This window comes from Acinetobacter wanghuae, assembly GCF_009557235.1.
GTDB classification, from domain to species: domain Bacteria; phylum Pseudomonadota; class Gammaproteobacteria; order Pseudomonadales; family Moraxellaceae; genus Acinetobacter; species Acinetobacter wanghuae.
Genome location: NZ_CP045650.1, coordinates 1391663 through 1413673, shown reverse-complemented (window position 1 = coordinate 1413673; position 22011 = coordinate 1391663). Strand labels below are relative to the sequence as shown.

Genomic DNA, 22011 nt, shown 5'->3' with positions numbered 1-22011 from the left:
ATGAAAATGTCACGCCGTGCCTATGCGGAAATGTTTGGTCCAACCGTTGGGGATCGTGTTCGTTTAGCCGACACAGAGCTTTTTATTGAAGTAGAACAAGATTTCACGACTTATGGTGAAGAAGTTAAATTCGGTGGCGGCAAAGTCATTCGTGATGGGATGGGGCAGTCACAACTTTTAGCCGAAGATGTTGCCGATACCGTCATTACCAATGCTTTAATTGTCGATTGGTGGGGCATTGTCAAAGCTGATGTGGGGCTGAAAAATGGTCGTATTTGGAAAATTGGCAAAGCAGGTAATCCCGATATTCAACCCAATATCACCATTCCTTTAGGGGCAGCGACCGAAGTCATTGCCGGCGAAGGGCAAATTTTAACAGCAGGCGGTGTCGATACCCATATTCATTGGATTTGTCCGCAGCAAGTTGAAACTGCACTGATGTCAGGCATCACGACCATGATTGGTGGGGGTACAGGTCCTGCGGCAGGTACATCAGCAACGACGGTTACACCGGGACCTTGGCATATCTCCACTATGCTACAAGCCATTGATGATTTACCCATGAATATTGGTTTACTCGGTAAAGGAAACTTAAGTTTGCCCGATCCGATTCGTGAACAGATTCGCGCGGGTGTGGTTGGTTTGAAATTACATGAGGATTGGGGTTCAACACCTGCAGCCATTGATAACTGTTTAAGTGTTGCAGATGAATTTGATGTTCAAGTTGCCATTCATACTGACACACTAAACGAAAGTGGCTTTCTAGAAGAAACTTTAGCGGCATTTAAAAATCGTACCATTCATACCTATCACACAGAGGGTGCAGGTGGTGGACATGCACCCGATATCTTAAAAGCGATTGGTCAATCCAACGTATTGCCATCTTCAACCAATCCAACCCGTCCTTATACCATCAACACCATTGATGAACATTTAGATATGCTGATGGTTTGTCACCATTTAGATCCTGCTATTTCGGAAGATGTGGCTTTTGCAGAAAGTCGAATTCGTCGTGAAACCATTGCTGCGGAAGATATTTTGCAAGATTTGGGTGCAATCGCGATGATGTCATCAGATTCGCAAGCGATGGGGCGTGTCGGTGAGGTCGTTATTCGAACGTGGCAGACGGCGCACAAAATGAAGGTTCAACGTGGTGCATTGGAAGGTGACAACGCTGCTCATGATAATAATCGCGTTAAACGCTATATTGCCAAATATACGATTAACCCTGCGATTACCCATGGTTTAAGCCATGAAATTGGTTCTGTCGAAGAAGGAAAATTAGCAGACTTAGTACTTTGGAAACCTGCTTTCTTTGGGGTAAAACCATCGATGATTATTAAAGGCGGAATGATTGCCGCTGCACCGATGGGTGATATTAATGCTTCTATTCCAACGCCTCAGCCTGTGCATTATCGTCCGATGTTTGGTGCGAATGCGCGTGGCGTGCATAACACCTGTATTACGTTCTTATCTCAAGTGGCTATTGATGATGGTGTCCATGAAAAGTTGGAGCTGAAAAAGCTCATTAGTCCATGTAAGCACACGCGTAATATCTCCAAAGCCGACATGAAGCACAATGATTATTGTCCTTTGATGGAAGTCGATCCTGAGATTTATGAAGTGCGTGCGGATGGCCAGTTATTGACGTGTGAACCTGCGGACGTGTTGCCAATGGCGCAAAGGTATTTTTTGTTTTAGTAATCTCCCTAAATCCCTCTTTGGGAAAGAGGGACTTTCCTCCCTTTAATAAAGGGAGGTTAGGAGGGATTTTACCTCTCCCTGACCCTCTCCTTAAAGGAGAGGTAAAAACAATCAATTTAAAAAGAGGTATATTCCTTCTCCCTTTGGGAGAAGGTTAGGATGAGGGGAATAATTAGGAGTTTTAAATATTATATAATCAATAAAAATGGTGAATTATATTGAAAATGTACAATAAAAGTGGACTAAAACATACGTTTAATACTGAAAAAGTATTTGATGAATTTGTTGAATCTGTAAGTGGGTTTTGATCAAGAATACCATAGAAGGGAATCCTCAATTTGAAAATGCAGACTATTACTTCAATAACCAAAATGTAATCATTGAATTGAAAAGTTTGCAGTCCGATTTTGCGGAAATTAATCAATTATCTCCTAAGGTTGAGAAGCAATTGATGAAATGGTTAGAAAAAGGGGAATTGAATTTTCCAGCGCTATTTAATTTAAGCTTATTAACGAATTGGCAAAAGAGAAAAATTTTCCAAATTAAATATGAACCTATACGCAGAACTTTAAAAAAAGCTAATAGCCAAATTAAATCAACAAAAAAATTTTCTAAAAATATAGAGGCTCATGGTATCGCTATTTTAATTATCGATGGCGTTGAAAGTGTCGAATTTAATGAGCTTTTCGAAGCAATTTGTTTTTTGTTATATAAAGAAGAATTTTCCTGTATTGACGGTTTTGTACTCATGACTATGAATACTTATATTGATATAGGTAATCAAATAGCCAACCAAGTATGGGCACCTGCATATAAGCAAGAAAATAACACTCATTTGGCTAATTTTGTAAATTATCTGGGAAAAGAATGGGGGGAATTCTTTCAATTAAAAACTGGGAAGTTTGAAAATGAAGTAATTCAGGCAGATGATTACAATATTTTAAAAAATACTACACATGTAAGATGATTATCCAAACTTTCTGCTATTAACTTTAAACCCTTTTTTAATTAGTCATCTCCAACTCAAAAGCATAAAATTTAGTGACGAATGAAGTACAAATAGTGATATGCCAATGAGTTGGATCTTGTTTACCTTAATGGCTGCATTTATGCAGGCATGGCGTAATGCATTTCAAAAACAACTAAGTTCAACTGTCGATGTCTGGGGCGTAACGCTAGCCCGATTCTTATTTGGTTTTCCGCTGGCATTTGCCTATATCGAATGGCTCTATCACGTACAACCTGTCGAAGGTGTGGTGCATTTCACCCCGAAGTATTGGATGTATATTTTCATTGCAGGGGTAAGCCAAATTTTAGCTACGGTATTGATGGTACAACTCTTTAAACAAAAGAACTTTGCCATTGGTGTTGGACTTGCCAAAAGTGAAGCCATTTTAGCTGCAATTATTGGTGTTATTTTTCTCTCCGATCATCTTTCCTTTTTAGCATGGATTGGTGTTTTGATCGGGGGTTACGCCGTATTTTTACTGAGTAAAGGCAATCAAGTTACAGGTTTATCAAGCAAAACATTAATGATCGGCATTGGGAGTGGCTTAAGTTTCGCCATTACCTCACTTTTGGTACGTGAAGCCAGTTTAGAGCTGAGCAATTTACCATTTATGCATCGTGCTTCATGGGTGTTGGTGTCCGTGATTGGTTTTCAATGCATAACCATGTTGCTTTATCTCAGTCTATTTAGCCGAAAAACCTTAGTCGCGATGTGGCAACGCATAGGACTGACGCTAAAGGTGAGCATCTGTAGCTTTATGGCATCACTTGGTTGGTTCACTGCCATGAGTATGGTCAGTGTGCCTGTAGTTAAAACCCTAGGTCAGATCGAAATTCTATTTAGCTTAATCATTTCCGCTTACTTCTTTAAAGAAAAATTAGCCCGCGCAGAGCATTGGGGTTTAGCCTTAGTGGTTATTGCTGCAATGTTAGTCATTTGGGCATAAATACGTGGATGATGTTACTAGCAGGAGTGCATCTGCATATTCAACAATATTAAGCTTTCCAAAATAATTGACTCAATTGTCACAATTAGATACTTACAAACCTTTCATTCCTTGCTACATTCAAAGCATGAAAACCATTTTATAGATCACACCTTGTATCTATATATAAAAGTTTAAATATAATTTCAACCAATTAAAAAATGGATAAATAACAAATAAATAGGAGTATAAGCATGCTTGGTAATATGATGTTTCAACCGCTATTGATTAGCAGCATGATTGAACATGCGGGTCGTTATCATGCCGATACTCAAGTCATTTCTAAAAATACAGATACCAATATGACCATCACCAATTGGGGTGAGGTTCATCAAAATTCGAAACGTTTTGCCAACGCGTTATCTGCTTTAGGATTAGCCCATGCCGATCGTGTGGCAACCATTGCATGGAATAATCATCGTCACTTAGAGTCTTGGTATGCCATTTCAGGCAGTGGCTTGGTCTGTCATACCATTAATCCACGTTTATTCCCCGAACAATTGGTCTTTATCATTAATGATGCATCCGATCGCGTAGTGTTATTTGATAAAACGTTTACGCCATTGATTAAAGCGGTGAAGCCACTTCTTACTAAAGTCGAGCATTTCATTTGTTTAGATGCAGCAGACGACGCAATCCGTGAAGCCATACCAGAAGTGAAATTCTATGATGATTTGATTGCAGAGCAGCCAGCCACATTTGATTGGCCATTACTCAATGAAAATGCCGCGAGTTCGCTCTGTTATACCTCAGGCACCACAGGTCATCCAAAAGGTGTGTTGTATAGCCATCGTTCAACTGTATTGCATAGCTATGGCATTATTATGCCGGACTCACTTAATCTATCAGCACGTGAAATTATGCTGCCTGTTGTGCCGATGTTCCATGTCAATGCATGGGGAACACCGTATGCCGCAGCGATGGTGGGATGTACATTGGTGCTGCCAGGACCGGGTTTAGACGGCGCGAGTTTAGTGAGCTTAATTGATACCTATAAAGTATCCGTGGCGCTTGGTGTTCCGACCATTTGGCAAGGCTTAATTGCAGCAGCCATGCAATCAGGTTCAACACTTGAAAGCTTGAAACGTAATGTCGTAGGCGGTTCTGCATGCCCACCATCAATGCTCAAAACCTTTAAAGAACAATTTAATTGCGAAACGATTCACGCATGGGGCATGACGGAAACTAGTCCTTTAGGCTCAGCGAACCAAATTAAAGCCAAGCATTTAGGCCTTTCAGAAGAAGAACGTTTCAATCTTCGCTTATCGCAAGGTCGTCCGCCATTTGGGGTCGATTTACGCTTAACCGATGCTGAAAATGGCACACATGAAATTGCACGTGATGGCGTCACCACGGGTAACTTACAGATTAAAGGATCATGGATTTTAAACAATTATTTTGGCAAAGAAGAATCAGCACTGACTGCAGACGGATGGTTTGATACTGGTGATATTGCCACTTTAGATGCCGATGGTTTCTTAAAAATTAGCGATCGCTCTAAAGATCTTATTAAATCGGGCGGTGAGTGGATTTCATCGGTTGATTTAGAAAACATGGCAATGGGACATCCTGAAATTGCGATGGCTGCGGTCATTGCAGCTGAACATCCGAAGTGGGACGAACGTCCGATCCTCATTGCCATTAAAAAGCCTGAATCACAATTGACTGAAGAGGAAGTTCTCGAGTTTTACGCAGATAAAGTTGCGAAATGGCAGATTCCAGACAAGGTCATCTTTGTTGATGCTATTCCTTTAAGTGGAACAGGCAAAATGCTGAAAAAAGATCTGCGTGAGCAATTTGGGCGTGTCTTACTCGAATCTTAACCGCTGAACAATTGTTCTTTATTCTGATGCAATGTGAAAGACCTCAATATGAGGTCTTTTTTATGCAGCACGCAACAGCGCAATATTGTTAGACAATCTAAGTAAAAATTATCATTTATTGAACAATTTGACCTCTATTGACATGGTGTGTTTACAAAAACAGTCTATTCTGAACCTAAACAATAATAGACAGTTGTACATTAATTACTGTCGCTAATTTGGGGGCAAGACATATGACAAGTTTGAATACATATAAGCCTGAATGGGTACGCGAAGATTTCATCGATTTCGTTGCTGAAAAAATACATCCAACATGGGCATTTAAGAAAGTCAAAGCTGAAATCATAACAATTCAAGCCGTCAGCCCAGATTTCTTTAAAATTCAACTGCGCCCGAATCAAAATTTCAAAGCAGCCAGCTTTCAAGCAGGTCAAAGTATCGCTGTTACGCTGCGTATTGGTGGTGTTCGTCATCAACGTCATTATTCAGTCGTGACCATTTTAGAAAATGGCGATGTGATTATTGCGGTTAAACAACAAGGCAAAGTGTCGCGTATGTTAAGTGCATTATCAGTTGGTGTTGTCGTTGAAATATCGCAACCGCAAGGTGACTTTGTACTGAAATCAAATGCACGTCCGATGCTGTTTTTAGCCTCGGGCAGTGGGATCACGGCGATTTATTCTTTATTACAAAAAGCGGTGGCACAAACCAATCAAGATATTGATTTAATTTATTTTACACGGGATGATGCATTCCATGCAGAGTTAAAAACTTTAGCGTTGGTTTCACCGCATTTCCGTTATCATCATATTAATACGCTAGAAGAAAAGCAGTATTTAACCCAAGCGTTGCTCAAGAAACTCATTGCTGATTTCACGCAATGCGAAATCTATGCCTGTGGTTCAACAGGCATGATGCAAAGTGTTGAAAAGATCATGCGCAAATTTGAAATGAATGATCATTATCACAGTGAATTTTTCCAAATTGTGGTGGATGAATCGCTTGAAGCACAGCCCGTGCAATTTTTAAGATCTCAGCAAGATTTTCAAGCCAAAAGTAATTTGTTAGAAAGTGCAGAGCAAGCAGGATTAAAACCAGCGCATGGTTGTCGCATGGGCATTTGCAATACCTGTTCGTGTACGAAAGTCAGTGGTTCAGTCCGTAATGTGTTAACAGGTGAAATTGATCACGAAGAAAATACGCCGATTAAACTGTGTATTTCTCAAGCCATCAGTCCTGTTGTAATTAACTTATAAAAAGAATGAGGTGATCGCATGAACATGAGTATCCAGTTAAATCCGAACAGTAAATCTAAATTTCTAACCCCAGAACAAACCCAAGAGCTGGGTGAAAAAATTGAAGCCATCCGTCGTGAAGTGATGGATGATCTAGGTGAAAAAGATGCGAATTATATTTATAAAATTCGTGATTTCGTTCGCTATAGTGAGATTGCATCGCGTGGGATGTTGATGTTCGCGGGTTGGTTGCCGCCAGTCTGGTTGTTAGGCACAGGCTTACTTGGTATTTCTAAAATTGTCGAAAATATGGAACTTGGTCACAACGTCATGCATGGACAATTTGACTGGTTAAATGATCCCTCATTAAATGGTACAACCTACGACTGGGATACAATTGCTACGGGTGATGATTGGAAATATACCCATAACTATATCCATCATACCTATACCAATATTGTGGGTATGGATCACGATGTTGGCTATGGTTTGGTACGTGTCAGCGATGCACAAAAATGGGAACCCCGTTTCCTATTTAATATTCCACTCGGCATTCAATTGATGGTGTTCTTTGAATGGTACGTCGGTCTACAACGTCTGCATTTAGAAGATGCTCTGGTCTATAAAACTAAAACATGGAAACAAGTTTGGGAAGAGGCTGCGCCATTACGCAAAAAAATGCGCCGTCAGGTGGTGAAAGATTATGTGTTTTTCCCACTGATTGCAGGACCAAACGCGATTCCTGTATTTGCTGGAAACGCCGTTGCCAATGTCATCCGCAGCCTTTGGGCATCTGCTGTGATCTTTAATGGTCATTTCACTGAAGATGCAGAAAACTTTGAACTTGATAATGTGGATAATGAAACACGTGCTGAATGGTATGTCCGTCAGATTCGTGGTTCAAGTAACTTTACTGGAACAACATGGTTGCATATTTTAAGTGGTAATTTGAGCCATCAAATAGAACATCATTTGTTCCCTGATATGCCTGCCAACCGTTATGCAGAAGTTGCGCCTAAAATTAAAGCACTGTGTGCTGAATATGGACTGAATTATAACGAAGCAAGTTTTATGAAACAGTTCTCGACAGTCTGGGTGCGCTTAGCAGAATGTTCATTGCCAAATGATTGGACAGCACAGGTAAAAGACAAAGTTTCAACAGCGAAATCTTTGGTTCAAGGACTGAAAGCGAAGTTCTTATAAGCGCTATCTATTCAATTTAAAACGTGTCTATTTAAGTTGAAGTCATCCTCAATAGGTCTTAGGTCTATTGAGGATTTTTTCATGCTGATGAAAGCTGTTTGAACTTACATAATTGATTCAGATCTCATCTTGATCATCCAAACTAACTTATTGTACTAATTAGACAATCAGCAGCTAAGGTCTCCATGAACTGATGTCAGGAAATCATTCGCATGAGCATAGTCATGCAGTCGTCACAGAACAAAACAGTAAAAAGTTGATGTTTGCCTTGGGGCTCACACTCAGTTTTTTAATTGTAGAAGTCATTGCAGGATTTATCACACAAAGTTTAGCGCTACTTTCAGATGCGGCGCATATGTTTACCGATGCAGCCGCCTTAGCGATTGCACTTGCTGCCATTAAAATCGGTAAAAAACCTGCCGACAATAAAAGAACCTTTGGCTATCAACGTTTTGAAATCCTCGCAGCACTTTTTAACGCATCCATGTTGTTTATGGTCGCCATCTATATTCTTTATGAAGCTTATCAACGTTTAAGTCAGCCGCCTGATATTCAAAGTATAGGCATGATGATCGTGGCAGCGATTGGTTTAATTATCAATTTAATTTCGATGCGTATTTTGGTTTCAAGTGCCCAAGACAGTCTAAATATGAAAGGCGCGTATTTAGAGGTTCTGAGTGATGCGCTCGGTTCGGTTGGCGTGATTATTGGCGGAGCCGTGATTTATTTTACCCAATGGATGTGGGTCGACACCGTGATTGCTGTGTTGATCGGTTTTTGGGTATTACCACGCACATGGCTGCTACTTAAGCAAAGTATTAACATCTTGTTAGAAGGTGTACCTGATGAGATTGATATCGAGGTTTTAAGACAAGATTTGTTGGCATTAGAGGGCGTAGAGGGCATTCATCAACTGAAAGTCTGGGCGATTAGTTCTCAAAATGTTCATCTTACGGCACATTTAATAGCACCTAAAGTCCCACAAAAACAGTTGTATCAACAGGCTGTTACATTGCTATCCAACAAACATCACATTACCGATATTACTTTGCAAATTGAAGAGGATCATTGTCATTTACATGAGTCTAATCATGCGCATACAGATCATCATCATTGAGTTTGTATCAAGCCTAGATCAGCGTTGATTGAGTTAAAGAACATAAAAACTGATCTAGGCTATATCTAAAAATTATAATATGTATAAAATACACACAGAATTCATTTCAAATAATTTTTAAATTATGTGTACTTCATCACAATAAATATTGAGTGACACTGTGAACCAAATGATTCAAAAACTCTCCCAATACCGTTATAGCTTAAGCTTTATCGTTATTTTTTTCACTATTTTGGCGGCAGCTTGGTTTGGTATCTTTACCCGTCCATTGTCTTATTCGGCATTTTTTTGGCCTGCAAATGCAATTTTGTTAGGCGTATTGATTCGTTATCCTTTTTTTCGGAATATCTCATCAATCATCGGTGCTGCATTGGGCTATATAGGTGCAGATTTATTCATCGGTAACACCTTTTTACTCACACTATCGCTCACCGTGATTAATTTTATTTCCGTCTTAGTTGCACTGTATTTTTATCTATACTTCTATAAAAATCAAACCTTTGTGAATAATAAGAAATTCATGCGTAATTCATTCCCACTTTTATTTTCTACCATTATTGGGAGCTGTTTTTGTGCATGTTTAGCCGTGAGCGTTTTGCCCTATGTGCCACATACTTTTTTGGGTCATGAGCAACCATTATTAAATTTTCTATACTGGTGGAGTGGGGAGTTATTTAATTACATTTTGATCTTACCGATTTTAATTAGCTTTCCCGGATTAAGAAAATTAGCGCGTATGTGGTTCTATCACCCTGAGGCATTTAAATGGTCTGATTTAAAAATCATTTTACCCTTTATTGCAGTAATGATTTCATGCGTTTTAACCCATTATTATTTTGCACCGGGAGCATTGTTCTATCCACTTGCCACCCTCATGTGGGCAGCGGCGGTTTATAGTTTATTTAGTATCTCTATCATTACTATGCTGACCTGTCTCACGCTCTACAATAGTTTGTCATCCATGTATCTAAGCAGTGTCGATCATACCTTTATTTATCCAATGATTTCTATTCGTGTTGGTTTAATCATTTTAGGCATTACCACTTTATATATTTGTGTGATGAACTTATACCATCGAAAAATATTTCGTGAAATTGAGCATTTAGCAGGACATGATAGCCTGACCAATGCCTTAAACCGCCGTAAATTCATGTATTTGGCAAGTAAATTATTGAGTCGCCAACAGGTCTATCCAGTCACCATCATGATGCTTGATATTGATCATTTTAAAACACTCAATGATCGCTATGGTCATGCCAGTGGTGATTTAGCATTGCAAACATTTTCGAGCGGTGTACATGCATTATTACGCGCCAATGATTTATTTTGCCGAATCGGTGGTGAAGAATTTGCGATTTTTCTACAAAATACGGATGCATCACAAGGCGAAAAAATTGCTGAACGTATTCGGCAGCAAATTTCTGATTTAAAAGTAGAAACGCCTGCATATGGCATGATTCAAATGACGGTCAGTATTGGCTTAGTCAATGTCAGTCAAAATAAATATGAATTACAAGCATTGCTGCAGTATGCCGATCAAGCCTTGTATTGGGCTAAACAACAGGGGCGAAATCAAGTCAAGGTTTATCAGTCACTAGATGCGCCTCAACCAAAGATAGAAAGTATTGAAATCTTGGAATAGGAAAATGATATTTCAAAAGATTATTTTAATAAGACCTGCTATACGAAAATTTACATCCGTTTCATGACTGATGACTAATATACATAGAGATATTGGCAGATAAAGAATACGCGATGAGAAATAGACAGATGAGGAAACCAAACGATGTTCAATTTGATAATTGGACACCACAACACGATAGCTATCTCATTGAGAATAATGATTTAGCAATGGACATTTTAAAACAAACCTTACCATTTAGTGATGAAGAGATTATGGCAAGGCGCAAAGTGTTGGGCTTGGTCACACGTATTCGACAATTAAAAAAATTAAGGCATTTCTGAGCTCTTAATCCATACAGTAAAATATATTTTTGATTTGATTTAAAAGTCTTTTTCCATATGAAATAACATTGATTCTTACCCAACGTGATACTTATTAGCAGCTTCGATACAGACCATGAACGCAAAATAAAAAAGTAGCGTATTACTTACACAAAGAGTGAAAAAAATAACAAGGACGTGGTGCGTTTTAAAATAATGTGATCAGTGTACTTATTAAACATTACCCATAATGCACAATAAAAAATTCAAGCATTTTCAAGACGTATGCTGAGTGCATTTAGGCGATGTGAGATCACTTTATTATTTTAATGTACTGCTTATGTGTTAAGGAATAGGATCATGAAAAAAAATCCACAGACCAGCCAAGTGGCAGGAACCGATAGTCTGGATAAACAAAATATAAATGAGAAAAATAAACAACTTGATTTAAATCGAAGCGATGCTTCAGAACAGGCACTGACCACCAATCATGGGGTTAAGATTGCAGATAATCAGAACAGCTTAAAATCGAGTGTACGTGGTTCAACATTACTCGAAGATTTTATCTTACGTGAAAAAATTACCCACTTCGATCATGAGCGTATTCCAGAACGGATTGTACATGCGCGTGGTGTGGGCGCACATGGATACTTTGAAGCTTATCCGGGGAATGAAAAATTTACTAAAGCAGGTTTTTTAACCAATACATCGGTTCAAACGCCGATTTTTGTGCGTTTTTCAACAGTTCAAGGACCACGTGGTTCAGCGGATACTGTTCGAGATATTCGCGGTTTTGCCATTAAATTCTATACACAAGAAGGTAACTTCGACCTAGTAGGGAATAACGCACCAGTATTCTTTATCCAAGATGGTATTAAATTCCCAGACTTTGTACATGCCGTAAAACCTGAACCACATACTGAAATCCCAACGGGCGCATCTGCACATGATACCTTCTGGGATTTTGTCTCTTTAGTACCAGAGTCAGCACACGCCGTTATGTGGGCAATGTCAGATCGTGCGATTCCTCGTAATTTAAGATCGATTCAAGGTTTTGGGGTTCATACCTTCCGTTTAATTGATGCCAATAATAAAGCGGTATTTGTGAAGTTCCATTGGACACCAAAACAAGGCTGTGCGCAGTTAGTTTGGGACGAAGCACAAAAGTTAGCGGGTAAAGATCCTGATTTCCATCGTCGTGACCTTTATGAAGCCATTGAAGCGGGCAATTATCCTGAATGGGAACTGGGAATACAGGTGATTGCTGAAGCAGATGAGATGAAGTTTGATTTTGATCTACTCGATCCAACAAAACTGATTCCTGAAGAACTTGTTCCGGTGACGCCAATTGGTAAATTTGTCCTAAATCGAAATATCGATAACTTCTTTGCAGAAACAGAACAGGTGGCATTCTGTCCGGGACATATTGTGCCGGGAATTGATTTCACCAATGATCCATTATTACAAGCACGATTGTTTTCTTATACCGATACGCAATTAAGCCGTTTAGGTGGACCGAATTTCCATCAAATTCCAATCAATAAGCCTGTTTGTCCATTCCATAATAATCAACGTGATGGTATTCATCAGCATACGATTCATCGTGGACAAGCTGCATATCAACCGAATTCTATTGATAATAATTGGCCTGCTGAAACACCGGCTGCCGCAGAAAATGGCGGATTTGAAAGTTATCAGGAACGCATTGATGGACATAAAATTCGTCAACGTAGCGAATCGTTCTCAGATCACTTTAGCCAAGCACGCTTATATTTCCAAAGTCTCGCACCACACGAGCAAAAGCATGTGGTCGATGCCTATGTCTTTGAGCTGAGCAAAGTAGAACGAGTGCATATTCGCGAACGTGAAGTCTTAGAGGTACTGTGCAATATTGATCTAGATTTGGCACAACAAGTCGCAGATCAATTGGGCATTAAAATTCCTGCAAATGCACAAAAGAATAAACAAGCTTCTGTTCAAACATCGGCTAAATTATCTTTAGAAGCATTTAACCCTGAAGATATTAAAGCTAAAAAAATTGCAGTCTTGGTTCATGATGATGTGAATCAAAGCAATATTGATGCGATTCAGGCTTGGGCAAAAGCTGAAGGTGCTGTTGCCGAAATTTTAACGCCTAAACCTGCTCCTGTACTCAATACAGATAAAGCCGAAGTCCCATCTGATGGTATGCAAAAAGCAGAACCTTCAATTGCTTATGATGCAGTGATTATTGTAGATGGTGATAACTATGATGTGGCCATTCAAGATGGTGTGACCAAGCATTATTTACTTGAAGCGTATAAGCACTTAAAACCAATTGTGTTTTTAGGTGATAAATCTCAACTGCTTGATGATTTAAATCTTGTAAAAGATGAAGGTACATTGGCAGATCAAGACTTTAGCGCGGTGAAAGATCACTTTAAAAAGTTGATTCGCTTACATCGTATTTGGGCACGTGAAGCTGCAGCGGAAGCGATTCCTGCATAATTTTTATATTCGCGTCTCCAGTTAAGCTACGGAACAGTTCAGATTGTTTCGTGGCTTTTCAATTTATTGACAAAATAGAACATTTAAAAAACCAATTTTTCTTCAATATAGATGAATAAACAACCGACTTAACAATAATAGAAGAGGAGCCAAGATGGATCTTGATTTGGTTCTTGAACAGTTATCTCGTGATTGGGATGCTCGTGCATCAGATTTAGAACAAAACATTCATGACGCATTATTTGAACTCATCCCATATTCAGATGAAATTCCATATCCCGCACAAGGGAATACGCTAAAGCGTTGGCAAATATTAAGCCGAGTCGCTGGCATTAATTTAAGCCTTGCCAAAATTTTTGAGTCACATTTAGATGCATTAGCCATATTAAATGAAACGGGTCATGCCTTTGAAACGGCTAAGCATGAGTTGTGGGCAGTTTGGGCAGCAGAAGGCGCTTCGCCACCTTTAACATTACAAGATGGACATGTCTCTGGTGTAAAAAATTGGTGTTCCGCTGCCGATTGGGTCAATCATGCAGTCATGACTTATCGAGACGCAAAGCAAAACTCACAATTACTGATGGTTCATTTGGCTGAGTCTGGTATTCAACAACAATTCAATGATTGGCACGCTGTTGGAATGCAGCATACACATACGGCTCAACTCCAATTTGATCATGTCCCAATTGAACTGATAGGTGAACCCAATCTTTATTTAACACGTGCAGGATTTTGGCATGGTGCAGCTGGCGTTGCCGCATGTTGGTTTGGTGCAGCACAACGTTTAGCACAATATCTACACGAGGCAACAGTACATAAGCCTCACGCCTATAAATACATGTATTTGGGTGAAATGACGTCCCATATGTTCGCTACACAAGCACTTTTTTATCAAACAGCGCAGTTGATAGATGCTGAACCTGAAAAAACACATGAATTACAGATTCGAGCGTTAAGAGCGAATGTCGAAAATACCGTATTAAAAGTATTAGAGCTCACAGGCAAAGCATTAGGTGCGGCGCCGTATTGTAATCATGCAAATTTTGCGCAATTGGCTGCGGATCTCCCCGTATTTATTCGACAAAGTCATGCGGCTTTTGATTTAGAACGAATTGGTGAATTAGCATTGCAGGAGCATGGTATATGGATACTATAGATCATCCTCTTGTGGGTGATAGACTCATTTATGGTGAGGGTACATCTGTCGATCTTTGGCAGAATGGTTCTTTCTTAAATGAATTGAACGCTTTTGAGCCACATTCGTTTTTTGCAAAAAATAGTCGTGTTTGTCTAATTGCACCTCATCCTGATGATGAAATTTTAGGTTGTGCAGGGTTAATTCAACAACTTGATGCATTGGGTCTTGAGATTATTCTCTTTGCAGTCACCAACGGAACCGCGAGCCATCCAAATTCTGACATATATAGCCGACATCAATTAAATAAAGTGCGACCGTATGAAAGCTTAGCTGCACTAAAAAGCTTAGGGCTTCAGCACAATATTCAACGCATTGAGCTGGGTATTCCAGATGGGGAAATTTATAGTCAAAAACGATCTTTGGAAGAAAAACTTTGCAGTCATTTAAAACCTCATGATGTCTTAATCACAACTTTTGAAAAAGATGGTCATCCTGATCATGAGGCATGTGGTCAGGTGGTAAGACAAATTGCGCAAACCTTATCATTATCATATTTACAGGTCTTGATTTGGGCATGGCATTGGGCGAAACCACAAGATGCACGTATTCCTTGGGATAATGCACTTAAATTAACCCTTAGCCCTGAACAATTAGAGCGCAAGGCATTAGCTACAGCTTGTTTTGAAAGTCAGCTTATGCCAGATCCAAGTACTGGGCAAGCAGCGATTTTATCGAAAACCACCTTAGATCGATTGTTACAGCCATGGGAGGTTTATCTTCATGGAGACTAACAAATCAAATTACGATCATGATTATTTTGATGCCTTGTATGCGGTGAATGAAGGTGACCCATGGCAATATGAACAACGTTGGTATGAGCAACGTAAACGTAACATAACGTTAGCAGTTTTACCGAATGCTCAATTCAGTAATGCGATTGAGATGGGTTGTAGCAATGGCGTGTTAAGTGAGCAACTCGCAGCACGATGCCAAAAATTATACTGTCTAGATGCCAATCAGATAGCGGTTTCATTGGCTAAACAGCGTTTACAACAGCATCGTCATGTAGAAGTCATTCAAGGCATTATCCCGCAAGACCTGCCACAGCAAAAATTTGATCTGATCGTATTAAGTGAGGTGCTGTATTACTTAGATCAGACTTCACTTTTACAGGTGATTGAATGGTTAAATACCGCGTTAAATCCAAATGGGTCAATATTAGCCTGTCATTGGCTTCAGCCCATTCAACATTTTGAAATGAATGGGCAAGCGGTACATACCTTACTGAAAGAAAAGTTAAGCTATCCGCATTATCTGCAATTAGGAGACGCAGATTTTTTGTTAGATGTATGGCGTCAGACTCAAACCTCTATTGCGGATGAAGAGGGACTCATATGAAGAAAATTGGTGTCGTTATTCCTGCATGTAATGAACAAGATGATATCGAAAATTGTTTGCACGCAATTGCTCAAGCGAAATTGAATGTATCGAAATATCATCATGTAGATGATTTACCCGAAATTCAGGTATTGGTAGTTTTAGATTGTTGTACAGATCAAACCTTAGATAAGGTAAAGAACTTGGAGATTGACTATCTTGAATGTGATTATGCTTGTGTAGGTAAAAGTCGGCATTTGGGCATTCAGGCATTAATTGCGCAAGAGTGTGATTGGCTGTGTTGTACCGATGCTGACTCAATGGTTTCTACCCATTGGTTTAATACGATGCTACTGACGCCTTTAGCCGATATGATTTGTGGTATTGTCGAATTAAATGCATGGCAACATTTAAGTGCGTATACACGTCAAAGCTATGAGCAGCATTATCAAGATAAAATGCATCATCGACATATTCATGGCGCAAATTTAAGTTTTAGCGCTAAGACGTATCAAAGTTTAGGTGGCTTTAAAGCAATGCCTTGTCATGAAGATGTGGATTTAGTGCAACGTGCCGAACAGCAAGGCTTAAATATCATTTGGTCGAATAAAGTACGTGTGCAAACCAGTAGCCGTTTAAGTTCACGTGTTGAGCAGGGTTTTGCACATTTTTTACAAAAATTAGAACAGCAAGCCCTGCAAAATGAGACTTTAAATCTAGCTCGAAAAATAATTTAAACTATAAATATTATTGAATCAAAAGCTTGCTTATTTTGATTAAAAAAATGCTGGAAAAGTATTCCTTTTGAAATAAAAGCGACTATAATTTGCGCAATTAGACCCTATGTAACGTATTGTAATTGAATCACGTTGCATAGGGTTTTTCTATGGATTACGGGTTATGGATGCCTGCAATTTACTTTTGATGCTGGCTGTACTATGTTTTCACGACTCAATCTTCATGCTTTTCAAAACTTTCAATATTCTACTTGGCAAAAAATCGCGACTGCGCTGTGCTTTTTTAGTCTTGGCTTTGCAACAGCAGCATGGGCACCCATCATTGCCTATGTAAAGAAACGTTTATTTCTGAGTCATTCAGATTTTGGGTTATTGTTATTGGGCGCTGGTATTGGCTCTATGATTGCAATGCCTATTGCAGGAAAACTCGCACATAAATTTGGCTGTCGCCCAGTGCTTGCTGTGACTCTATTTGCGTTTATGTTCATATTACCTATGTTAGCCATGAGTCCAACTGTTTGGATCTTAGCCAGTGCTTTATTTTGTTTTGGTGCGAGTGCAGGGGCTTTGGGTGTTACGGTAAATCTGCAAGCATCACAATTAGAAAAATATAGCCAAAAAAATATGATGCCTGTATTTCATGGAATCTGTAGTTTGGGTGGGTTGGCAGGTGTACTTGGTATTACAACCTTACTGAGTTTTGGATTTACGCCTCTTGTGAGTATGCTTATGGTCAGCATCGTGCTCGTGATGATTGCATGTTGCGCCGTCCCATTTTGCCTAAAATCACAACAACAAGATTCGGTTATATCTGTAACAGATCAGCCTACGAGTAAATCACGTCCAAATCTTGCGATTATTAGTATTGGACTTATCTGTTTTATTGCATTTTTATCAGAAGGTGCAGCCATGGACTGGAGTGGGATTTATCTCAATACACGATTTAAAATTGATCCAGCTCATTCAGGTTTGGCATATAGTTTCTTTGCTGCACTCATGGTGGCAGGTCGCTTAAGCGGGCAGTGGATCGTGCAACGTTTAGGTGAAAAAAATACAATTTTAATCAGTGCGATATTGGCATGTTGTGGCATGGCAACCGTGGTCATTGCACCAGTTTGGCAAGTGGTTTTGCTAGGTTATGCCATGTTAGGTTTAGGCAGTGCTAATATTGTTCCACTCATGTTTTCTTTTGCTGGTCGTCAAAAAGCATTAGCATCACATGTTGCGTTATCTTACGTGTCTTTATTTGCGTATACCGGTTCTTTAATGGGACCTGCTATTGTTGGATTCGGTGGAGATATTTTTGGACTGTCCACCGTGTTTATGGTGGTGGCTGTTGCACTCTCTGGCATTGCATTTTTGTATCACATGATTCATGCCCATGAACCTGTCTATGAAAATGAAGTCGAGCATCATAATCAAACACCAGCATAATGCTGGTGCTTGTCAATATCTTGGTATATTTCTTTTAAATAGATAAGTTTATTGCATCATAGCGCGCTGCTTTATTTCTTGGCAGATAGATGACGCTTTGACCAGAACGATTTAAATCACCAATAAAATGATTGCGCCATTGAATAATGTCAAAATCCTTCAACCCTTGAAATAAAAGTTTATAGCGAGCTAGACGCTCAGATGGCGGCATATGAATCGCTTGATTTAATGCCTTCATCATGCTTTTCACATTAAACGGATCGACGATAATGGCTTCTGGCATATGTTCAGCAGCCCCAGCATATTTCGATAAGATTAAAACGCCAGGATCTATCGGGTCTTGCGCTGCAATATATTCTTTGGCAACAAGGTTCATACCATCACGGATAGAGTTGACCCAACAAATATCCGCATGACGATATAAATGCATCAATTCATGGTGAGCGATCGCTTCAAAACTACAGCTAAAAACTGGGCTTTCTGATTCTGCATATTTTTGATTGAGTTGATCAACCTTGGCTTTAAATGTGTCATATAAAGATCGATAAGTATCGACATCTAAACGGCAAGGACAAGCAATTTGTAATTGGCGAACTTGGTTTTTCATGTCAGGATAATGTTTATAGAACGCATCAAAAGCAGTTATTTTCTCAAGTAAACCTTTGCTGTAATCAATTCGATCCACTGAAATAATATTTTGAATATTCGGGTTGTTAAGATCAGAAAAAGGAAGCGCTACATCAATACTGTCAGCAGCACGTTTTTGAAGCGCCGTCGGGTGTACACCAATCGGGTAACAGTTAATCTTGATCTGACGTGTTTGATCGGATAATGTATTTGCATCGTGCGCTTTTAGTCCCAATGTTTGTCTTAAAAAATCAAAACAATATGTTTGATCATAGTCTGTTTGTAAACCCAATAAATCATATTGCGCTAAATGCTGCGCTAATTCCTGGTAAGGTTTAACGCTTTTCCACTGGGTTCGTTCGGGAAATGGAATATGTAAAAAGAAGCCAATTCGATTTTTCATTCCCAACTGACGACAATAGTGCGCAACGCTTAGGAAATGGTAATCATGAATCCAAATAACATCTTCAGATGACGCAATTTTATTTAAGTGTTGAGCAAATTTTAAATTTACATCTTGATAGATTTGATATTCATGGGCTTTAAATTCGATATATTTTTTCTGTTCATGCATGAGTGGCCATAGAACGCCGTTGGCAAATCCACAATAATAGCCCTGATATTCCGCTTCACTCAGCGCACAAGTATGGTACTCCACATTTTTTTCATGAATGATGTCAAATGTATCTTGTTTCTCTGTGCTTTGTTCACCATTCCACCCCATCCAAATACCACCGACACCATTTAAAGCATCTTCTAAAGCGACTGCTAAGCCACCGGCTTGCTGTGAATCAGGATGAGGTAGGCTCACGCGATTAGACAATACAATGAGTTTTGACATTTGATTCTCCAATGATGTGTTGTTGTACTTTTAATTCTTTAAATAAATCCTGTAGAAAGCATCCAACTGCTGTGACATTTTTTAAGCGAAATTTCGCTTGGCTGAGTCCTGAACCGACTTTGATTGAAATTCCATGATGTTGATTAATGACCTCAAAACCAGATTCATCTGTCAAATCGTCACCAATAAAAATAGGGCAAAGATTTAGATCGTCGGATTGAGATAAAATATGTTGTATCGCGATGCCTTTATGACAGCCTTTGGCGACCAATTCAAAAACGTATTTTCCTGACTTCAGTTCAAAGTCATCATAATGTTCAAGGCATTGTTTTATAATATTTTGTGCAAAGCTTTCGAGTTGAGGATGCTCACGAAAATGTAAAGCAATGGAAAAAGGTTTTTCCTCAATTCGTATGGGAATTTTTGTGTCAATCGCTTCACGCAAATATGTTTTTAGTGCATTAAATTGTGTATGGTTAAAATGAATTAGATTTTGTGTTTGCTGTTGATGATAAAGCTCAAGTCCATGCGAAGCAGCAATATTCCAGTCAAAAGGGGAGATCAAGTGTTGTGCTTGTTGGATGGATCTTCCCGTGACTAAAAAAAGATCAATGATTTGATTTAAATGTTCAATTGTTCCTAATATTTCAGGTGCGATAAAACTTTGTTCGGGGTCAATATGAAACTCTGAGATTGTGCCGTCAATATCGAGAAAAAGAATAATTGCTAAACCGTCAGATCTCGATCTTTTCTTATGTAAATCCACCATATGACTTTTAATAAAATCTATGATGTTTCTATCGGTTTCCATAGTTTTATGTTCCAGTTCATCACTTACAAGTGATCAATAAAAAAGTAACGCTCCATCTAGATTATGATCATGTAATATTCACATGATTGAGTATTGGTATAACATTTTCTCGACTTGATAAATTGGTATTGAGAGTAATGAAACATTTCAACCATCTAAGTTAACGTTGAAACATCATGAAATATTTTTTTGGAAATAACTAAGTCTTTAATTTTCATCATCATGATAAAGAGGTGAATACAGATGATGAGTAGATATAGATTATTAGAATACTACAGCAGCTTTAATGTTTTAAGCGAAACAGATTTCCTAAATTTATGCAGTACAATTCCATATCAAAATAGAAGATGAAAATAGCATGCTTATTTGGGCGATCATTGGATGATGTAGAACTTCAATATATCCGTACAAAACCAACCTTATAATTTATCCCATCAATTTATGAATGAAGATACAAGGCGACTGGATATGAATATTTAATAATATTACATTTAACATAATATACATTATACGAAATCAAATATATTCTTATATCTGTTGATATGTAATATGTTGCTCAAGCAGCAAATTCTCCCCAAACAAAAAAAGAGCTTAAGAAGCTCTTTTATAAAAATTCAGCCAAGTTAGTTTAAGAAGCTTTTGATTTTCTCAATTACGACATTTGGTTTCTCTGCGTGTAACCAGTGTCCTGTACCTTCAACCATTTCAATTTTGTGCTGACTAAACTGTTCAGCAATTGCATTTAAGTGTTCGGGTTGAGAAATATAATTTGAGTGTTCCCCACGTAAGAATAAGCTTGGCTTTTCAAATGGCTGAATACTTTCCCACTGCATGATGTCCGTATAATGCTCATGCAAGGCTTTTACGTTAAATAACCATTGTCCTTGATTAAAAGATTTTAATAAAAATTGAATCACCATATCTTCTGAAATGAAATTTTTCATAATATTTGTCGCATCAAGGCGTGACCTGACATTTTCTTTTTCTACTGCAAATAAGGCTTTAAAAATTTCAGTATGTTGTTGTTTTACATATGAATATGGTGATATATCCAAAACCACTAAAGATTCAATTTGTTCTCGTGCAAGATCTGCAATTTTCATGGCAATTTTTCCGCCCATCGAGTGCCCAACAACAATAAATTGTTTTATTTCTAAATGGCTTAGCGTCTCTAAAACATCATTTGCCATCATTTCATAATTAACTTCATCACTATGCCCTGATCGACCATGGTTACGAACATCGATTTGAATGACAGCTCTAGTTTCTGCAAAATGACGCGCTAACATGCCCAGATTACTTAAACTACCGAATAAACCATGAATAAAAACCATGGACGTTTGTGTTGAATTAGATTCACTATATTGATAGTTAAGCAGCATTTTTGAGAATTCCGTGATTTCATTTCTTTGTAAAGATAGATTGGGTCTAATGGAAATTAATCAATTGATGTTAAAATATTTAAAAATTTGCTTAGGCTATTTATATGGGTGATTTTTAGGAAAGTATCAGAGAATTTATAGGGATTATTCTTGATCG

18 protein-coding genes are annotated in these 22011 nt (G+C 38.6%); 15 read left to right on the top strand and 3 right to left on the bottom strand.

The genetic code is table 11. From position 1 onward, the window contains the following. From ureC to GFH30_RS06565, 15 genes are all read left to right on the top strand, one after another. Entirely contained in the window at positions 1-1701 is a 1701-nt protein-coding gene (ureC, locus tag GFH30_RS06635) for an urease subunit alpha (RefSeq protein ID WP_153371478.1), read from the top strand. Between the two features lie 307 nt (positions 1702-2008). Further along, positions 2009-2671: a hypothetical protein gene (locus GFH30_RS06630; protein WP_153371477.1), complete on the top strand. Its 663-nt coding sequence runs from the start codon at positions 2009-2011 to the stop codon at positions 2669-2671. Between the two features lie 100 nt (positions 2672-2771). Next, positions 2772-3659, top strand: a complete 888-nt coding sequence (locus tag GFH30_RS06625) for a DMT family transporter (RefSeq protein ID WP_153371476.1) — start codon at positions 2772-2774, stop codon at positions 3657-3659. Between the two features lie 233 nt (positions 3660-3892). Further along, on the top strand, positions 3893-5521 hold the full coding sequence (locus GFH30_RS06620) for a long-chain-fatty-acid--CoA ligase (protein WP_153371475.1): 1629 nt from the start codon (positions 3893-3895) through the stop codon (positions 5519-5521). Between the two features lie 233 nt (positions 5522-5754). Further along, positions 5755-6777 (top strand): flavin reductase family protein, encoded by a 1023-nt coding sequence (locus GFH30_RS06615; RefSeq protein ID WP_153371474.1) that lies wholly within the window; start codon positions 5755-5757, stop codon positions 6775-6777. Positions 6778-6795: 18 nt separating this feature from the next. Continuing rightward, positions 6796-7959 (top strand): fatty acid desaturase family protein, encoded by a 1164-nt coding sequence (locus tag GFH30_RS06610; RefSeq protein ID WP_153371473.1) that lies wholly within the window; start codon positions 6796-6798, stop codon positions 7957-7959. Between the two features lie 193 nt (positions 7960-8152). Continuing rightward, complete coding sequence (locus GFH30_RS06605) at positions 8153-9076, top strand: cation diffusion facilitator family transporter (RefSeq protein ID WP_153371472.1); 924 nt, start codon at positions 8153-8155, stop codon at positions 9074-9076. 169 nt (positions 9077-9245) lie between these two features. Then, complete coding sequence (locus GFH30_RS06600) at positions 9246-10718, top strand: GGDEF domain-containing protein (RefSeq protein ID WP_227551623.1); 1473 nt, start codon at positions 9246-9248, stop codon at positions 10716-10718. 128 nt (positions 10719-10846) lie between these two features. Beyond that, positions 10847-11041 (top strand): hypothetical protein, encoded by a 195-nt coding sequence (locus tag GFH30_RS06595; protein WP_227551461.1) that lies wholly within the window; start codon positions 10847-10849, stop codon positions 11039-11041. Between the two features lie 339 nt (positions 11042-11380). Further along, the gene (gene katE, locus GFH30_RS06590; RefSeq protein ID WP_153371470.1) at positions 11381-13507 is read left to right on the top strand and encodes a catalase HPII; all 2127 of its coding nucleotides are present in this window, start codon (positions 11381-11383) and stop codon (positions 13505-13507) included. 154 nt (positions 13508-13661) lie between these two features. Beyond that, positions 13662-14663 carry an acyl-CoA dehydrogenase family protein gene (locus GFH30_RS06585; RefSeq protein ID WP_153371469.1) on the top strand — a complete coding sequence of 334 codons (1002 nt, stop codon included), beginning with the start codon at positions 13662-13664 and terminating at the stop codon, positions 14661-14663. Further along, on the top strand, positions 14651-15436 hold the full coding sequence (locus GFH30_RS06580; protein ID WP_153371468.1) for a PIG-L deacetylase family protein: 786 nt from the start codon (positions 14651-14653) through the stop codon (positions 15434-15436). The genes GFH30_RS06585 and GFH30_RS06580 overlap by 13 nt, the downstream gene beginning before the upstream one ends. Then, entirely contained in the window at positions 15426-16043 is a 618-nt protein-coding gene (locus GFH30_RS06575) for a class I SAM-dependent DNA methyltransferase (RefSeq protein ID WP_153371467.1), read from the top strand. The genes GFH30_RS06580 and GFH30_RS06575 overlap by 11 nt, the downstream gene beginning before the upstream one ends. Then, positions 16040-16759, top strand: coding sequence for a glycosyltransferase (locus tag GFH30_RS06570; protein ID WP_153371466.1), 720 nt, complete (start codon positions 16040-16042; stop codon positions 16757-16759). Before GFH30_RS06575 ends, GFH30_RS06570 begins: the two co-directional genes overlap by 4 nt. A gap of 201 nt (positions 16760-16960) precedes the next feature. Next, on the top strand, positions 16961-18193 hold the full coding sequence (locus GFH30_RS06565) for an MFS transporter (protein ID WP_153371465.1): 1233 nt from the start codon (positions 16961-16963) through the stop codon (positions 18191-18193). A 34-nt stretch (positions 18194-18227) separates the two neighbouring features. Here GFH30_RS06565 and GFH30_RS06560 read toward each other — a convergent pair whose 3' ends face one another. The 3 genes from GFH30_RS06560 to GFH30_RS06550 form a co-directional block, all read right to left on the bottom strand. After that, positions 18228-19661, bottom strand: coding sequence for an alpha,alpha-trehalose-phosphate synthase (UDP-forming) (locus GFH30_RS06560; RefSeq protein ID WP_153371464.1), 1434 nt, complete (start codon positions 19659-19661; stop codon positions 18228-18230). Next, the gene (gene otsB / locus GFH30_RS06555) at positions 19636-20472 is read right to left on the bottom strand and encodes a trehalose-phosphatase (RefSeq protein ID WP_153371463.1); all 837 of its coding nucleotides are present in this window, start codon (positions 20470-20472) and stop codon (positions 19636-19638) included. Before otsB ends, GFH30_RS06560 begins: the two co-directional genes overlap by 26 nt. Before the next feature lie 623 nt (positions 20473-21095). Next, complete coding sequence (locus GFH30_RS06550; protein WP_153371462.1) at positions 21096-21854, bottom strand: alpha/beta fold hydrolase; 759 nt, start codon at positions 21852-21854, stop codon at positions 21096-21098. Positions 21855-22011 lie beyond the last annotated feature (157 nt).

What these genes read in the sequence shown, in the direction of transcription:
- ureC (WP_153371478.1), top strand. Translation starts at nt 1, where the DNA reads ATGAAAATGTCACGCCGTGCCTATGCGGAAATGTTTGGTCCAACCGTT.
- GFH30_RS06625 (WP_153371476.1), top strand. Translation starts at nt 2,772, where the DNA reads ATGCCAATGAGTTGGATCTTGTTTACCTTAATGGCTGCATTTATGCAG.
- GFH30_RS06620 (WP_153371475.1), top strand. Translation starts at nt 3,893, where the DNA reads ATGCTTGGTAATATGATGTTTCAACCGCTATTGATTAGCAGCATGATT.
- GFH30_RS06615 (WP_153371474.1), top strand. Translation starts at nt 5,755, where the DNA reads ATGACAAGTTTGAATACATATAAGCCTGAATGGGTACGCGAAGATTTC.
- GFH30_RS06610 (WP_153371473.1), top strand. Translation starts at nt 6,796, where the DNA reads ATGAACATGAGTATCCAGTTAAATCCGAACAGTAAATCTAAATTTCTA.
- GFH30_RS06605 (WP_153371472.1), top strand. Translation starts at nt 8,153, where the DNA reads ATGTCAGGAAATCATTCGCATGAGCATAGTCATGCAGTCGTCACAGAA.
- GFH30_RS06600 (WP_227551623.1), top strand. Translation starts at nt 9,246, where the DNA reads ATGATTCAAAAACTCTCCCAATACCGTTATAGCTTAAGCTTTATCGTT.
- GFH30_RS06595 (WP_227551461.1), top strand. Translation starts at nt 10,847, where the DNA reads ATGAGGAAACCAAACGATGTTCAATTTGATAATTGGACACCACAACAC.
- katE (WP_153371470.1), top strand. Translation starts at nt 11,381, where the DNA reads ATGAAAAAAAATCCACAGACCAGCCAAGTGGCAGGAACCGATAGTCTG.
- GFH30_RS06585 (WP_153371469.1), top strand. Translation starts at nt 13,662, where the DNA reads ATGGATCTTGATTTGGTTCTTGAACAGTTATCTCGTGATTGGGATGCT.
- GFH30_RS06580 (WP_153371468.1), top strand. Translation starts at nt 14,651, where the DNA reads ATGGATACTATAGATCATCCTCTTGTGGGTGATAGACTCATTTATGGT.
- GFH30_RS06575 (WP_153371467.1), top strand. Translation starts at nt 15,426, where the DNA reads ATGGAGACTAACAAATCAAATTACGATCATGATTATTTTGATGCCTTG.
- GFH30_RS06570 (WP_153371466.1), top strand. Translation starts at nt 16,040, where the DNA reads ATGAAGAAAATTGGTGTCGTTATTCCTGCATGTAATGAACAAGATGAT.
- GFH30_RS06565 (WP_153371465.1), top strand. Translation starts at nt 16,961, where the DNA reads ATGTTTTCACGACTCAATCTTCATGCTTTTCAAAACTTTCAATATTCT.
- GFH30_RS06560 (WP_153371464.1), bottom strand. Translation starts at nt 19,661, where the DNA reads ATGTCAAAACTCATTGTATTGTCTAATCGCGTGAGCCTACCTCATCCT.
- otsB (WP_153371463.1), bottom strand. Translation starts at nt 20,472, where the DNA reads ATGGAAACCGATAGAAACATCATAGATTTTATTAAAAGTCATATGGTG.
- GFH30_RS06550 (WP_153371462.1), bottom strand. Translation starts at nt 21,854, where the DNA reads ATGCTGCTTAACTATCAATATAGTGAATCTAATTCAACACAAACGTCC.